The sequence below is a fragment of the Duganella sp. S19_KUP01_CR8 genome (assembly GCF_036688705.1).
Lineage (GTDB): Bacteria > Pseudomonadota > Gammaproteobacteria > Burkholderiales > Burkholderiaceae_D > Rugamonas.
The window spans coordinates 94,494-108,925 of record NZ_JAQQPR010000004.1; the positions used below are offsets into that span (position 1 = coordinate 94,494).

12 protein-coding genes are annotated in these 14,432 nt (G+C 65.3%); 10 read left to right on the top strand and 2 right to left on the bottom strand.

The window, feature by feature from the left end; genetic code table 11:
• Positions 1-56 precede the first annotated feature (56 nt).
• Genes V6M89_RS05610 through V6M89_RS05625 form a run of 4 tightly spaced genes read left to right on the top strand, consistent with a single transcriptional unit; the run spans position 57 to position 3,460 of the window.
• Entirely contained in the window at positions 57-1,007 is a 951-nt protein-coding gene (locus V6M89_RS05610; RefSeq protein ID WP_332852267.1) for a phosphate acetyltransferase, read from the top strand.
• A 4-nt stretch (positions 1,008-1,011) separates the two neighbouring features.
• A complete protein-coding gene (locus V6M89_RS05615) occupies positions 1,012-2,205 on the top strand; it encodes an acetate/propionate family kinase (protein ID WP_332852268.1) in 1,194 nt (397 codons plus the stop codon).
• Positions 2,202-2,978, top strand: a complete 777-nt coding sequence (gene fabI, locus V6M89_RS05620; RefSeq protein ID WP_332852269.1) for an enoyl-ACP reductase FabI — start codon at positions 2,202-2,204, stop codon at positions 2,976-2,978. The genes V6M89_RS05615 and fabI overlap by 4 nt, the downstream gene beginning before the upstream one ends.
• Positions 2,979-2,986: 8 nt before the next feature.
• Entirely contained in the window at positions 2,987-3,460 is a 474-nt protein-coding gene (locus tag V6M89_RS05625) for a GNAT family N-acetyltransferase (RefSeq protein ID WP_332852270.1), read from the top strand.
• Here V6M89_RS05625 and V6M89_RS05630 read toward each other — a convergent pair.
• Positions 3,434-5,644: a patatin-like phospholipase family protein gene (locus V6M89_RS05630; RefSeq protein ID WP_332852271.1), complete on the bottom strand. Its 2,211-nt coding sequence runs from the start codon at positions 5,642-5,644 to the stop codon at positions 3,434-3,436. The genes V6M89_RS05625 and V6M89_RS05630 overlap by 27 nt on opposite strands.
• A 161-nt stretch (positions 5,645-5,805) precedes the next feature.
• On the opposite strand from V6M89_RS05630, the gene V6M89_RS05635 reads away from it, so the two are divergent.
• The 6 genes from V6M89_RS05635 to V6M89_RS05660 all read left to right on the top strand — a co-directional run bounded on the left by V6M89_RS05635 (position 5,806) and on the right by V6M89_RS05660 (position 11,137).
• On the top strand, positions 5,806-6,642 hold the full coding sequence (locus V6M89_RS05635) for an endonuclease/exonuclease/phosphatase family protein (RefSeq protein ID WP_332852272.1): 837 nt from the start codon (positions 5,806-5,808) through the stop codon (positions 6,640-6,642).
• Positions 6,643-6,725: 83 nt separating this feature from the next.
• Positions 6,726-7,073: a hypothetical protein gene (locus tag V6M89_RS05640; protein WP_332852273.1), complete on the top strand. Its 348-nt coding sequence runs from the start codon at positions 6,726-6,728 to the stop codon at positions 7,071-7,073.
• Between the two features lie 53 nt (positions 7,074-7,126).
• Positions 7,127-8,485 carry a TolC family protein gene (locus V6M89_RS05645; protein WP_332852274.1) on the top strand — a complete coding sequence of 453 codons (1,359 nt, stop codon included), beginning with the start codon at positions 7,127-7,129 and terminating at the stop codon, positions 8,483-8,485.
• Entirely contained in the window at positions 8,482-9,873 is a 1,392-nt protein-coding gene (locus V6M89_RS05650; RefSeq protein WP_332852275.1) for a multicopper oxidase family protein, read from the top strand. The genes V6M89_RS05645 and V6M89_RS05650 overlap by 4 nt, the downstream gene beginning before the upstream one ends.
• A gap of 11 nt (positions 9,874-9,884) precedes the next feature.
• Complete coding sequence (copC, locus tag V6M89_RS05655; protein WP_332852276.1) at positions 9,885-10,256, top strand: copper homeostasis periplasmic binding protein CopC; 372 nt, start codon at positions 9,885-9,887, stop codon at positions 10,254-10,256.
• Positions 10,256-11,137: a copper resistance D family protein gene (locus V6M89_RS05660; RefSeq protein ID WP_332852277.1), complete on the top strand. Its 882-nt coding sequence runs from the start codon at positions 10,256-10,258 to the stop codon at positions 11,135-11,137. The genes copC and V6M89_RS05660 overlap by 1 nt, the downstream gene beginning before the upstream one ends.
• Before the next feature lie 15 nt (positions 11,138-11,152).
• Here the strand turns inward: V6M89_RS05660 and V6M89_RS05665 are convergent, their stop codons facing one another.
• Positions 11,153-14,347 (bottom strand): di-heme oxidoredictase family protein, encoded by a 3,195-nt coding sequence (locus V6M89_RS05665; protein ID WP_332852278.1) that lies wholly within the window; start codon positions 14,345-14,347, stop codon positions 11,153-11,155.
• Positions 14,348-14,432: the final 85 nt, after the last annotated feature.

The following is a 14,432-nucleotide window of genomic DNA, read 5'->3' on the forward strand; positions in this document are numbered from 1 at the left end:
TTGCTTTTTCTGTAATTATTGATATCATTCCCCAGGCTTACTGCCGAGGAGAGTAGATGAATGCCCCGAACACGCCTCACCCGAATTACGAAACACTGATCGCCGCGGCGCGCAAAGTAGGACCCGTGACGGTCGCCGTCGCGCACCCGTGCGACCGCCACGCGCTGGAAGCGGCGCTGGACGCCGCCCGCATGGGCTTGATCAACCCGATACTGGTCGGCCCGCAAGCGCGCATCCGCAAAGCGGCCGAGGAAGCGGGACTGGATATCTCCGCGCTGCCATTGATCGATACTGAACATAGCCACGCATCGGCGTTCCGCGCGGTGGAGCTGATCCGCGAAGGCAAGGCAGCGGTACTGATGAAGGGCAGCCTGCATACCGACGAGTTGATGGGCGCCGTGGTCGCCAGCGACACCGGCCTGCGCACCGGCCGCCGTCTCAGCCACTGCTTCGTGATGGACGTGCCGGGCCGCAGCGAGCCGCTGATCATCACCGACGCCGCCGTCAACATCAATCCCACGCTGGACGACAAGGTCGACATCATCCAGAACGCCATCGACCTCGCGCATGTGCTGCAGTTCGATCCCGTCAAGGTGGCCATCCTGGCGGCCGTGGAGACGGTCAGCGCCAAGATGCCGTCGACGATCGATGCGGCCGCGCTGTGCAAAATGGCGGACCGTGGCCAGATCACCGGCGGCATCCTCGATGGTCCGCTGGCGATGGACAACGCCATCGATCCCGAGGCTGCGGCCATCAAGCATCTGGTATCGCCGGTGGCTGGCAAGGCGAACATCCTGGTGGCGCCCGATCTGGAGGCCGGCAATATGCTGGCCAAGAGCCTGACCTTCATGGCCGGCGCGGCGGCGGCCGGCATCGTGCTTGGCGCCCGCGTGCCTGTCATCCTGACCAGCCGCGCCGACTCGGTGACCGCTCGCCTGGCTTCCTGCGCGGTGGCGGTGCTGGTGGCGCACAGCAAGCTGGCTGACGCCCGCATCCTGGGAGGCTGACGCAGTGGCTCCCAACGATAGCATTGTCGTCATCAACGCCGGCTCGTCGAGCATCAAGTTCTCGCTGTTCAGCGGCGCCGCGCTGGCGCTGACCTTCAAGGGAAAGATCGAGAACCTTTATAGCGGCGTCACGCGCTTCAGCGCCGAGGACGCGCAGGGCCAGTCCATCGGAGCGCACAGCTGGCCCGACGCGCCGCTGGACCACGAAGCCGGCATGCGCTTCCTGATCGACTTCTCGCAGACCCATCTCGAAGGCCGTCGGGTGGTGGCGGTCGGCCATCGCATAGTGCATGGCGGCGTGGCCTATAGCGGGCCGCAGCGCCTGAATCCTGAAGTGCTGGCCGCGCTGGAGCAGCTGATACCGCTGGCGCCACTGCATCTGCCGCACAACCTGGCGCCGGTGCGCGCCGTGATGGCGATGGCGCCGGACGTGCCGCAGATTGGTTGCTTCGACACCGCCTTCCACGTCGGCCAGCCGGCGGTAGCGCAGGCCTTCGCGCTGCCGGCACGGATCACGGAGCAGGGCGTGCGGCGCTACGGTTTCCACGGACTTTCATACGAATACATCGCCAGCCGCCTGCCGGAAGCCGATGCTTCGCGGGCCAGGGCCAAGGTGGTGGCTGCGCACCTGGGCAACGGGGCCAGCATGTGCGCGATGGCGGCGGGACGCAGCGTCGCCAGCTCGATGGGCTTTACCGCCGTCGACGGCCTGCCGATGGGCACCCGCTGCGGCGCGCTCGATCCCGGCGTGGTGCTGTACCTGATCGATGAATTGGGCATGGATGTCGGCGCGGTGCAGAAGTTGCTGTACCAGGAATCGGGCCTGCTCGGGGTCTCCGGCATTTCTTCGGACATGCGCACGCTGGAGCAGAGCGACGATCCACGTGCCAAGACCGCCATCGCATTGATGGTGTATCGCATCGGCCGCGAACTCGGATCGCTGGCGGCTGCCTTGGGCGGCCTCGATGCGCTGGTCTTCTCCGGTGGCATAGGCGAGAACAGCGTCGCCCTGCGCGCCGCCGTCTGCCGCGACGCCGCCTGGCTGGGCGTGAAGCTGGACGCCGCCGCCAATGCGGCCAATCCGCGCGGCGTGGCGCGCATCAGCGACGCCGACAGCAAAGTGGCGGTCTGGGTGGTGCCCGCCAACGAAGAATTGATGATAGCCCGTCACACGCTGACGCTACTGGAGCTGACATGAACACGGAAACGATTTATCCAATTTTGGCCGGCAAGCGCGCACTGGTCGTGGGCGTCGCCAATGAGCATTCGATCGCCTGGGGTTGTGCGCTGGCGTTCCGCAAGCTGGGCGCGGAAGTCGTGCTCACCTACCTGAACGAAAAGGCCTTGCCGCATGTGGCGCCACTGGCGACGGAAATCGACGCCCAGCTGCTGCCGCTCGATGTGACGAAGCCCGGTGAGATGGAGGCGCTGTTCGCGACGCTGGCAGGGCAGGGCAAGCTGGATATCCTGGTGCATTCGATCGCCTTCGCGCCGAAGGCCGATCTGCAAGGCGGATTGCTGGACTGTTCGCTGGATGGCTTTTTGCAGGCGATGGACGTGTCCTGCCACTCCTTCGTACGCATGGCAAAGCTGGCGGTGCCGCTGATGACGGACGGCGGCAGTATGTTCGCCATGAGCTACCATGGCGCCGAGAAGGTGGTCCCGAACTACAACGTCATGGGGCCGGTGAAGGCTGCGCTCGAGGCCTGTTGCCGCTATCTGGCCTATGAGCTGGGTCCCAAGGGCATCCGCGTGCACGCCATCTCGCCGGGGCCGCTGCAAACCCGGGCTGCGTCGGGCCTGAAGGACTTCGAACTGCTGCTGCGCGACGCCGTAGCCCGTGCACCTCTGGGTGAATTGGTGGACATCCTCGATGTCGGCAACACCTGCGCCTACCTGGCTTCACCATATGCTCACCGCCTGACGGGCAGCACGGTGTATGTCGATGGCGGACTGAATATAATCGCTTGAGGATTTCAATGGCAACACACGTCACACTGCAAGACATCGACGAAGACAATTTCGAGAGCTTCATGGACATGGAGCTGCCGGAGCACCAGCGCGATTACCTGGACAGCAATGCCTATTCGATCGCGCAGTCCAAGTTCTATCCCGACTTCTTCACGCATGGGATCTACTGCGACGGCGAACCGGCCGGCTTCCTGCTATACGACTGCCGGGCGGAGGATGTCCCCGGTCTGTACGGCATCTACCGTTTCATGGTCGACTTTCCGCAGCAAGGCAAGGGCATAGGCCGCAAGGCGATGGCGCTGCTGCTGGCGGAGCTGCGCGCGAAGCCGGATGTCCAACGGATCATCATCTACTACAAGCCGGGCAACGCGGTGGCGCGCGAGTTCTATCGCAGCTTCGGCTTCCGCGAATGCGGGATCGATGATGCGGGCGAGATGATCGCCGAGATCATCCCGTCAGGGCTTCCCGATCAGCAGATATAAGGCCGTCTGGTTGCGCGAGGCGCGGCCGGCGCCGAAATACAGCGGCCCCAATGGCGTATCGATGGCGATGTACAGCGCGTTGCTGCGCACCGTCTGTTCGCCGTTTTGCGAGTCGATGGTGTTGCCGACGCGGCCAAGTTCCGCGGACGCGCCGATGTAGGCGCCGTCCAGCAATCCCGGCGCCGAAATACGGTAGTTGTAGACCAGGCGACCGAAGTGCAGGCTATTGCCTAACAATTCGCCGGTGCGCATGCCGGACATGCGCAGGAAACCGCCGAACGAGACGATCTCGTGATCCGGCAAATCGCTGGCCCCCAGCTTGTGCTGTACTTCCAGCGCGCCTTGCAGGGAATGCGGACCGGTGGCCACCGCCGTCAATGCGGAGAACGAGACCTTGTTGTAGTTGGTGTCCGCGCCCAGCGCCGTGCGCGACGAATAGACCTGTAAGTCGGCCTTGGCGCCGGAACGCGGGAAGGCGCTGTTGTCCAAGGTGTCTGCCCGCAGGCGCATCTGCACGCCGCCGGTGCGCGCGCGGGGGAACAGCTCGGACGGCGGCACGAAGCTGGTGTCGGCCAGCAGGTTGACGTGGCCGCGCGCGACGCCGATGCGCGCCTCTCCCCATTCGGCGATCGGCACGCCCAGATCCAAGCCGGTGGTGATCGATTCGTGGCGGTAGCGCGCCAGCCGCGCGCCCTTGGAGTAGACGTCCAGCGGCGAGCGCTCTCCGGACAGGTAGGCGCTGGCGAACAGGCGCTGCGCCGGCGTCAGGGGTTGCAGCCATTCTGTGCTGAGGCGGTCCGTGTGGCCGATCTCTAGATCGTTGCGCCATTCCGCGCCCAGCGCGTTGAGCCAGGTCCAGCGATGCATGGCGCGCAGCGAGAAGAAGGAATCGCCCTCGAAGTCGGTCGATACGCCCAGGCCCAGCCGCAGGTACTGCGGGCCCCAGGATTTTTCATTGACGGTGGTGGTCATCTCATGGCGGCCGTCCTGCTGCGGCGTCAGCGCGTAGCTGACATGCTCGAAGTCGCCGCGTCCGTACAGGCGGCGCATGTCGCGTTCCGCCCTGTGGGCGTCGAACAGGTCGCCGGCCTTGGTGTCCATGGTGCCGCGCAGGGATTCCTCCGGCACCCGCTGAGTGCCGTCGATGCGCACCGCCGACAGCAGCACGCCCTGCGGCGCATGAGCTCTGTGGCGGCGCGCGCTCAGCACCGCGTAGTCTTCCGGTGACACGGCGTAGCGCCGCAACTTGGCGGCGGCATCGCGGCCCGCCTGTTCGCCGTAGCCTTCTGCCTCCTTCAGCAGATCGAAGCTGCCGGCATCGACGCTGGCGAGGTTGGGGGTGACAAGTACGTCGACCTGCGGATCGAGCTGGGTCAGCGAGGTGCGTAGGTTGCTGGCGCTGAGCATGCGCATCATTTGCTCGGACATCGACAGCACCGACTTGATTTCTTCCCGCTTGAGCAGCGGCGTGGCGATATTGATGGCGATGATGACTTCCGCCCCCATTTGCCGCGCCACATCGACCGGCAGGTTGCGGGAGACGCCGCCATCGACCAGCAGCCGGCCGTCGATCTCCACGGGACTGATGACGGCGGGGATGGCCATGCTGGCCCGTATCGCCTGCGCCAGGTTGCCGTGATCCAGCACCACCATCTCGCCGTCGCTGACGTCCGTGGCGATGGCGCGGAAGCGGATCGGCAGCCGGTTGAAATCGGGATCGCCCTGGCGCACGGTCAGGCGCCGCAGCAGCGCCTCCAGCGCCACGCCGGACACCGCGCCCTTGGGCAGCGACAGGCCACCCGGTCCGATGCCGATCTCCGGCCCGACGTAGCTGCCGGCGTCGTCGCTCTTGCGGGCGATCGACAGGTCGCCTCGGGCGACGTCATGGAAAAGGTTGGCGGTGCTGAGCGTCTGCATCTCGCGCTCGATGTCGGCCAGCGGCATGCCGCTGGCATAGGCCGCGCCGACGATGGCGCCGGCGCTGGTGCCGACGATCATATCGATCGGTACATGCAGCTCTTCCAGCACCTTCAGCACGCCGATGTGGGCGCCGCCGCGCGCGCCGCCGCCGGACAGCACAACCGCCACCTTGGGGCGCGACGCGCCGACCACGGCATCGGCATGTGCGGACCGGAAGGCAGAAGAGAGCAGGCAGCAGAGCAGCATCGCAGGGAGTTTTCGCATGCCTGACTCTAGCACAGCGGTATTTTTCAAACAACGTTCTGGTTCGCCGCTGCGCAGCCGTTTAGTAAAGGTGGTTAAACTGGCGAGTCGTTCAGCCGCTGTCGCGCCATGGACCACAGGTCGTGGTTAAATGAACCGTCATATTGCCGGAGCCGATCTACATGAGAATACTGTTTTCGCTGTTTGCCATGCTGCTCGCCATCGCCTGCGCGCCAGCTGTGGCGGCCCCGATCAACGTCGCCACCTACAACCTGCGTTATAACCATGCCGAAGACGGCGCCAATGCCTGGCCGGCCCGCAAGGAAATGGTCAAGGCGCTGATCCGCTATCACGAGTTCGATATCTTCGGTACTCAAGAGGGACTGGCCGACCAAATCGCCGACCTGGCCCAGATGAAGGAATTCGACCATGTCGGCGTCGGCCGCGACGACGGCAAGACTGCCGGCGAACATTCGGCGATCTATTTTCGCAAGAGTCGTTTCGCCTTGCTGGGCAAGGGCGACTTCTGGCTGAGCGAAACGCCGGACCGCCCGTCGTTCGGCTGGGACGCCACCTGCTGCCACCGGCTCGCGTCGTGGGCGCGCCTGCGTGAGCGCGCCAGCGGCCGGTCGTTCTACGTTTTTTCGGTCCATTTCGACCACCAGGGCGAACAGGCTCGACGCGCCTCGGCCGATCTGGTGCTGCGCAAAATCGCCGAGATCGCCCACGGCGAGCCAGCCATCTGCGTCGGCGACTTCAACTCGACACCGGAAACGGTGCAGATGCAGACCATGGCCAAGGCGATGCGCGACGCTTTCCGGGTGAGCGCGGCGCCGCCATATGGCCCGGTTGGCACCTTTAACGACTTCCACCTGGACGCGGCCATGACGGAGCGGATCGACTATATCTTCGTCGACCGCCATTTCGACGTGCAGAAATATGCGGTGCTGAGCGACTCGCTGGACCGGCGCTATCCGTCCGACCATCATCCTGTGGTCGCCCGCGTCAACCTCAAATAGGGCTTGACCTTACTGCAGTGGGAAGGTGTAAGGTACGCACAGTTGCCTCTCCTGGAGAGACTGCGGTACCATTCTGCCTACTTATGCGCCCATTCATCCGTTTCCTGCTCTGGATTTTGATAGCCGCCTTGCCGCTGCAGGCGACGGCTGTCGTCTTGATTCCGTGCGTGGCGCTGACGTTGCCGGCGCAGATGGCCAGCCAACCGGCTGCCAAGGCGGAACACTGCGCGCCCGAGAAGTCGGACCAGCAGGCTTCCGGCGCGCATGGCAAGTGCAGTCATTGCGCCAGCTGCGTGGGCGCCTCGGCGCCGCCCGGCGTGCCTTCGCTTGTACTGCCCGCGTCGTTTTCCGGCGCCGGTTTCATCGCGGCCGAGCCTTCGATGACGGCCTATATTCCCGCCACGCTGGAACGTCCGCCACGCCTGTCCTGAATTTGCCGAAGCTGCGGGCCTGTCCCGCGTATCCGTAATTTTCCAGGAATCCTATGAAACAATTCCCTATACTGCTGCCCGCAGGACTTTCGCTCGTTCTGCTGACGGGGTGCGCCAGCCTGTCGAATGACAGCGGGCTGAATGACGTCTCCCGGCTGACGCAGGAGCGCATCGGCCAGCCGGCCGGCTTCTCCCGCGACGCCAACAATGACCAGCAAGTGAGCGCGCTGCTGGCGCAACCCCTGACGGCGGAAACCGCCGTGCAAATCGCGCTGCTCAACAGCCCGGCGCTGAAGGCTTCGTTTGCGGAGCTGGGCGTATCCGAGTCCGAGTTCGTCCAGGCGGGCCGCATGCGTAACCCCAGCCTGGGTTTTGGCCGCATACGCGGCGGCAGCGAGACCGAGATCGATCGCAGCGTGATGTTCGACATCGCCGGTCTGCTGACGTTGTCGGCGCGCTCGCGCATCGAACAGCGCCGCTTCGAACAGGCCAAGCTGCGGGCCGCAGCGCAGGCCGTCCAGCTGGCGGCCGACACCCGGCGCGCCTACTTCATGGCGGTGGCGGCCGCGCAATCGGCCGCGTTTGCGGAACAGGTACGCGGCGCCGCCGAAGCCTCGTCCGAGCTGGCGGCACAGATGTCCAAGGCCGGCAACTGGAGCAAGCTGGATCAGGCGCGCGAGCGTGCGTTCCACCAGGATGCGTTGACGCAGCAGGCCCGCAGCCGTCATGAGGCGCTGGCTTCGCGTGAACAATTGATACGGCTCTTGGGCTTGTCGGGCGAGCAGCAGAGTTTTGTGCTGCCGGACCGCTTGCCCGATCTGCCGCCGCAAGCGCAGGAGATCAACAACGCGGAAGCCCAGGCGCTGTCGCAGCGGCTGGACATGCTGGCCGCGCGCCGCGACACCGAAGCCACGGCCGACGCCCTCGGCCTGACCAAGGCCACGGGTTTCATCAACGTGTTCGACGCCGGCTATGCCAACAAGAGCAGCACCGGCCTGCCGCGCGAGAACGGCTACCAGGTCTCGTTTGAACTGCCGATCTTCGACTGGGGCAGCGCCAAGGTGGCGCGTGCGCAGTCGCAGTACATGCAGTCCGTGCATCGGGCAGCCGATACGGCGGTGCGCGCCCGCTCCGAGGTGCGCGAGGCGTATTCGTCCTACCGCACCACCTACGAAATCGCCCGCAACTACCGCGACGAGGTGGTGCCGCTGCGTAAAAAGATCTCCGACGAGGTCCTGCTGCGCTACAACGGCATGCTGGCCAGCGTGTTCGAACTGCTGGCCGACTCGCGCGAGCAGCTCAACAGCGTCAACACCGCCATCGAAACACAGCGCGACTTCTGGATCGCCGACACCCGCCTGCAAGCAGTCGTCAACGGCGGCAGCGCCAACGAAACAAGGATGACCCCATGACCTCACGTAGAGACTTTTTCAAAGGCGCAGGCGCCATCGCAGTCAGCGCGGCCGCCATCAGCAAGGCCGGCGCGGCGACGCTGCCGGAAGCGATGACGATGGATAACGCGAACACCCACGTGCCGCCGCTGCCGTCCAACGGCCGTCCATTCAATCCGGTGGTGACGCTGAACGGCTGGTCGCTGCCGTGGCGGATGAATAACGGCGTCAAGGAATTCCACCTGATCGCCGAGCCGGTGGTGCGCGAAATGGCGCCCGGCATGACGGCCAACCTGTGGGGCTACAACGGCCAGTCGCCCGGCCCGACCATCGAAGTGGTGGAGGGCGACCGCGTGCGCGTCTTCGTCACCAACAAGCTGCCGGAGCACACCAGCGTGCACTGGCACGGCCAGCGCCTGCCCAACGGCATGGACGGCGTGACCGGCCTGACGCAGCCGGGCATCGAGCCGGGCAAGACCTTCGTCTACGAGTTTGTCGCCAAACGTCCCGGCACTTTTATGTACCACCCGCACGCCGACGAGATGACGCAGATGGCGATGGGGATGATGGGCTTCTGGGTCACGCACCCCAAGGATCACACGCAGTACGCGGTGGACCGCGACTTCGTGTTCCTGCTGAACGCCTACGACATCGATCCAGGCAGCTACACGCCCAAGACCAACACCATGTTGGACTTTAACCTGTGGACCTTCAACAGCCGAGTATTCCCTGGCATCGACTCGATGCCGGTGCGGCAGGGCGACAAGGTGCGCATCCGCGTCGGCAACCTGACGATGACCAATCATCCGATTCATATCCATGGTCATGAGTTCCATGTCACCGGCACCGATGGCGGCTGGACGCCACCAGCCTCGCGCTGGCCGGAAGTGACGACCGATATCGCGGTTGGCCAGATGCGGGCGATCGAGTTCATCGCCACCGAGCCGGGCGACTGGGCTTTCCACTGCCACAAGTCGCACCACACCATGAACGCCATGGGCCACAACGTGCCGAACATGATAGGTGTGGACCACAGCGGCATCGCCGAAAAGATCAACAAGATCGTGCCGGACTACATGACCATGGGCGACAAGGGCGGCGCGATGGGCGGCATGCAGATGCCGCTGCCGGAGAACACGCTGCCGATGATGTCGGGCGATGGTCCGTTCGGCGGCGTCGACATGGGCGGCATGTTCACTGTGGTCAAAGTGCGCAAGGAGCAGAAGCGCGGCGACTACACTGACCCCGGCTGGTACAAGCACCCACCCGGCACGCAGGCCTACGAATGGACCGGCGCCTTGCCGGAACCAGCACGCAAATATACCGCCGGCGGCCAGTCCATGCCGGCATTGAACCAACCGAACGTGGAGCTCACAGTGCGCAAGCCGAGCGGCCATAGCGGACATTAAGGAGAAAACAGATGAAGACTTTGCAAACCATGCTGGCAGCGGCGATTGTGGTGGCGGCGACGCTGGCCGCGCCGTTCGCCGCTGCGCACGCAACCCTGAAGAAGGCCAATCCGGCGTCCGATGCCGTGCTGGATGCGGCGCCGAAAGAGATTACGCTGACGTTCAACGAAAAGGTGGAGCAGGCGTTCAGCAGCATTACATTGACCGACGCGGGTGGCCACGTTGTTACCGACAAGGTCAAAGCCACGGTCGATGCGGCCAACCCGGCGATCCTGCGGCTGGCCCTGCCGCCGCTGCCGGCCGGCGCTTACAAGGTTGACTGGGCGGCGGCGGGCCATGATGGCCATCGCCGTAAGGGCGAGTTCACCTTCACGGTTAAATAATGGGAGCTGGATTCGATCCGGTCTGGCTGCTGCAAATCAGTTCGGCATTCGTGCTGGTTTGCGGTTTCAGCTGGCTGGCAGGTTCCTGGTGCGCGCGCCGTTGGCTCCCGTCCGATGTCGAGCTGCATCTGCGCACGTTCGATTTGGTGGCGGCCGGCGCGGCCATCGTAGCCGGCGTCTTGTCGCTGCTGGCTGCGACCGCCGTCATGGGCGGCACCGGCTTGGCCGAGGCGTGTGGCATGTTCTGGATGATGGTCAGCAGCACGGCCTACGGCTTGTCCGGCGGCGTTGCCATCGCGGCGCTGCTCGTGGTGCTGGCGTTGCGGTGGCCGCGAAGCCAGTCGACAAGCCGCGAGATTGCCGTTGCGGCGGCCATGCTGGTGTTTGCGGTGACGCGGGCGTCCATGGGCCATGCGGGCGAGGAGGGGCTTTGGACCGTGGCGATGGCTGCGGAGTCCCTGCACCTGTCCGCGATCGCGGTCTGGGTGGGCGTGGTGGCGGTGTCCGGGTGCTGCGTGCTGTCCGCGCGGATGTCGGCGGCGGATATGAACCGGTATCTGGATAGCATGTCGCGTGCGGCGATGGGCGCCGTTGTGGCCATCGTCGCCACGGGTATTTACACTGCCTGGCATCGCGTCGGCGTCGCGGAGAATTTGATTTATACCGATTACGGCCTTGCCTTGCTGGCCAAGATCGCGCTGGTGCTGGCCGCCATCGGCATCGGCGGCTATAACAAATTCATCGGTTTGCCAGCCGCGTCCCGTTCATATCAGGGCGTGGTCACGGTGCGGCTGGCTTTGCGGGTTGAGATGGTGCTGCTGCTCGGCGCCATACTGGCCGCCGCCATCCTCACATCGCAACAGCCGCCGTCAAGCTTCTGACGGCGGCCGCTGTCACTACAAGGACTTCAGGAAAGCCAGCAAGGCATCGCGATCAGCCTTCGACAAGTTCTCGAAGCGCTGACGCGACTTGTCGGCCTCGCCGGCGTGCCACATGACGGCTTCGGTCAGGTTGCGCGCGCGGCCGTCGTGCAGGTAGCCGACCTTGCTGCTATTGCCCATCACCTTGTCGGTATAGCCTATGCCCCACAGCGGCGAGGTGCGCCACATGCCGCCCTTGGCCTGGCCTTCGACGAACTTGTCGGCCAGCCCCGTGCCCATGTCGTGCAGCAGCAGGTCGGAGTACGGACGGATGGTCTGGTTGCGCAGTTCCGCAAACAGATGGCCGGAGCCGGTCTTCATCTCGGCAGTGTGGCAAGCCACGCAGCGCATGCCCTGGAACAGTTTGGCGCCGGCGGCGACCTGCTGCGCATCGACGCGATGCTCATCCAGCGGCGCCACGCCTTTCGGGAAGCCGCTCGGGATGCTGCGCTGGGCCGGTACCGCCACCAGCGACAAGTAACGCGAGATCGATTGCAGGTCGGCTTCCGAAATGCCTTTCTGTGTGCCGCCGGCGGCGCAACCGGTCGGGCCGGTGGCGCACGCGCGGTTGGGATAGACCGGCGAAGTGACCGCCATGTCCAGCAGCAGCGCTTCGCTGGCCTGGTGGCGCAGCGTCGACTTGCCGGCCTTCCAGCCGAAGCGGCCCAGGCGCACCGCGCCTGTCTCCGGCTCGTAGACATAGTTGGCCACGCCGACCACGCCATCCGCGTCTGGTGCCGTGCGGGTGCGGGCGATGATGTCCGCTTCCGGTATGGCTTCCAGCAGGCCCGCGCCGATCATCGGCTGGGCGGCGCGCAGCGAGTAGATGTCCGGCACCGGACCTTCGAAGGCCAGCGTCGGCTTGCGCAGTTCGACCGCCGTGCCATCGGCCAGCTTGACGGTGCGTGCTTCGAAGCCGCCCACGCTGACGGTGTTACCCCAATTCTGCGGCGCGCCGGTGGCCGATACCGCGTTCATCTGGATTGCGCTGCCGTACAACGCGTGCGGCAGTTGCTGGCCTTGCGCATTGGTGGTCGCCACGCGGATCGCCATGTTGTCCAGCTTCTGGTTGATGGCGGTCGGCGCCGCGCTGCGGCCGTTGTTGACGTGGCAGGCGATGCAGGCGGACTGGTTGAAGCGCTGTCCCTGCAAGCCCACGGCCGGCAGGTAGCGATCGTTGCCCGGTTCGTTGTGGTCGCCGGTGGTGAAGTTGGTGTGCACCAGGCGGCGGCCTTCAACGAAGCGCTGCATATTCTGCATGCCGATGTTGTTGTGCGGCTGCTGGAACATGAACAGGCCGTTGTCCGAGTAGTTGTACGACACCGAGCCCTGGCCGCCGGACAGCGTTGCTTCCGGCAGCGGCACCGAGTTCAAACGCGGCTGCACGCCGTACCACGGTTTCAGGCCGGCGCCGACCACGTAGGTCCATTCGTAGGAGTAGTAGCGGATGCCGCCGGTGTCGCCGTTGGCGGTCATGGATTCGGTGGTGGAGAACATCGACGGCGAGACTTCGATGATGTCGCCGGTCACCAGCGGGCGTGCCTTGACGTCCCCGCCGTTCGGCATGCCGTTGGCGTCGAGGTCGCCGTGGCCTGGATATTCCTTGATGCGCAGCGTGCAGGCGCCGTTGATGCCGTCGACGCTGGCCAGCTTGCCGGCGGCGGGGAAGGCCACCGGTTTGCAGACCGGCACGTTGCGGTCCACCAGTTCACCCGGCGCCATCCAGCCGTAGCCGGTCACGCCGGGACGGTCGAAACCGCGGAAGAAGGCGATGCCGCCGGACAGGAAGTCCACCGTGGTGTACTGGTTGACGATCAGCACAGGCTTGGTCACGCCGGGTACGCGGCTGTTGTCGATGATCTCGACGCCCCAGGTGCGGTTCTTGAAGTAGTTCGATACGAAGGTCAGGTAGTTGCCCGGACCTTTGTCGACCGGCAGGCCGGTGACGGGATCGACGGTGTCGTTCGGACCGTAGCCGATTTCATTCCATTCCTCGCCACGCTCGCGGCCGTGGCGGGCCAGGCCGCGCGCGCCGAAGCGGGTGACCAGGGTACCGTCTGGCAGCGTGAATTGCAGCGTTTCCAGCGGCTGGGCGGCGGCGGGCAAGGGCGCCCAGCCGGCGCCGCTGGCCGGGTATTTCAGCGGCGAGGTGGCGCTGCTGGCCAGCGTGTTGTCGCTGCCCGGCGTCTTGAATTCCACTTCGAACAGCGAGTAGCCGTACTGGGTGGCGCGCGCCACGCCTTGCAGGCGGATGTAGCGGGCGTTGATGCCGAGGTTGTAGAACTCTTCGGTGCCGCCCTGGCCGGCGCTGACGTAGCGCACCTGCGACCAGGCCTGGCCGTCGTCGGACACGCGCAATGCGTATTGCTTGCCGTAGGCGTTCTCCCACTGCAGCTTCATGTAGCCGACCTGGGTCTTGGCGCCGAAGTCGAACTGGATCCAGGCGCCGTCTTCGGACGTGCTGGCCCAACGGGTGGTGGTCTTGCCGTCGATGGCCATGCTGGCCGACAGGCCGCCGTTTTCCACCGCCGACGAGGTCGCCGCCACCGGTTTGATCACCACGCCAGGCTTGGCCGGGTCGATCACCACGGGTGGCGTGTTGTCCACCGGCGGCGTCGTGACCGGGGTGCCGGTGAAGGCCTGGATCTCGAAGATCGAATAGCCGTACTGGCTGGAGCGTTTGACGCCTTTCACGCGCAGGTAGCGGCCCTGGCCGGACAGCCCGGTCCAGTCTTCCGTGCCGCCCTGGCTGTTGTCGACGGTCTTGATCGTGGTCCAGGTCGAGTTGTCGTCGGACACCTGCAGCAGGTACTGGGCGGCGTGCGCGTTTTCCCACGCGATGTGGACGCGGCTGATGGCCTGAGATGTGCCGAAGTCCAGCGTCAGGTACTGGTCGTCGCTGAAGCCGCTGCCCCAGCGGGTGGCGTCGTTGTGGTCGATGGCGGCGGCGGCGGACAAATCGCCCCGTTCGGACGAGCTGGCCGAGGCGCTGACCGGCGTCAGCGCGGTTTCGGCCGAGGCGGCGGCGCCGCCCTGGACCTTCATCGCGCTGAGCATGCGCGCCGACTGCGGCGCGGCGGCCTGATCGCCACCACCGCCGCAAGCGGCCAGCAGCAGCGACAAGACTACGGGGAGGCCCTGTAGCGATAGATTCCTGCAACGATTATTCATGGTGCGTCCTTCGTTCCTGGTTCGTGATGGCGAAAATCGGAGGGTGTGGAATCGCTTCCATCTCCGGTCGTGGCTTTCCAGTCGG

Excerpts from the sequence above, each read along its gene's own strand:
- V6M89_RS05610 (WP_332852267.1), top strand. The coding sequence starts at position 57 with ATGAATGCCCCGAACACGCCTCACCCGAATTACGAAACACTGATCGCC.
- fabI (WP_332852269.1), top strand. The coding sequence starts at position 2,202 with ATGAACACGGAAACGATTTATCCAATTTTGGCCGGCAAGCGCGCACTG.
- V6M89_RS05625 (WP_332852270.1), top strand. The coding sequence starts at position 2,987 with ATGGCAACACACGTCACACTGCAAGACATCGACGAAGACAATTTCGAG.
- V6M89_RS05630 (WP_332852271.1), bottom strand. The coding sequence starts at position 5,644 with ATGCGAAAACTCCCTGCGATGCTGCTCTGCTGCCTGCTCTCTTCTGCC.
- V6M89_RS05635 (WP_332852272.1), top strand. The coding sequence starts at position 5,806 with ATGAGAATACTGTTTTCGCTGTTTGCCATGCTGCTCGCCATCGCCTGC.
- V6M89_RS05640 (WP_332852273.1), top strand. The coding sequence starts at position 6,726 with ATGCGCCCATTCATCCGTTTCCTGCTCTGGATTTTGATAGCCGCCTTG.
- V6M89_RS05645 (WP_332852274.1), top strand. The coding sequence starts at position 7,127 with ATGAAACAATTCCCTATACTGCTGCCCGCAGGACTTTCGCTCGTTCTG.
- V6M89_RS05650 (WP_332852275.1), top strand. The coding sequence starts at position 8,482 with ATGACCTCACGTAGAGACTTTTTCAAAGGCGCAGGCGCCATCGCAGTC.
- copC (WP_332852276.1), top strand. The coding sequence starts at position 9,885 with ATGAAGACTTTGCAAACCATGCTGGCAGCGGCGATTGTGGTGGCGGCG.
- V6M89_RS05660 (WP_332852277.1), top strand. The coding sequence starts at position 10,256 with ATGGGAGCTGGATTCGATCCGGTCTGGCTGCTGCAAATCAGTTCGGCA.
- V6M89_RS05665 (WP_332852278.1), bottom strand. The coding sequence starts at position 14,347 with ATGAATAATCGTTGCAGGAATCTATCGCTACAGGGCCTCCCCGTAGTC.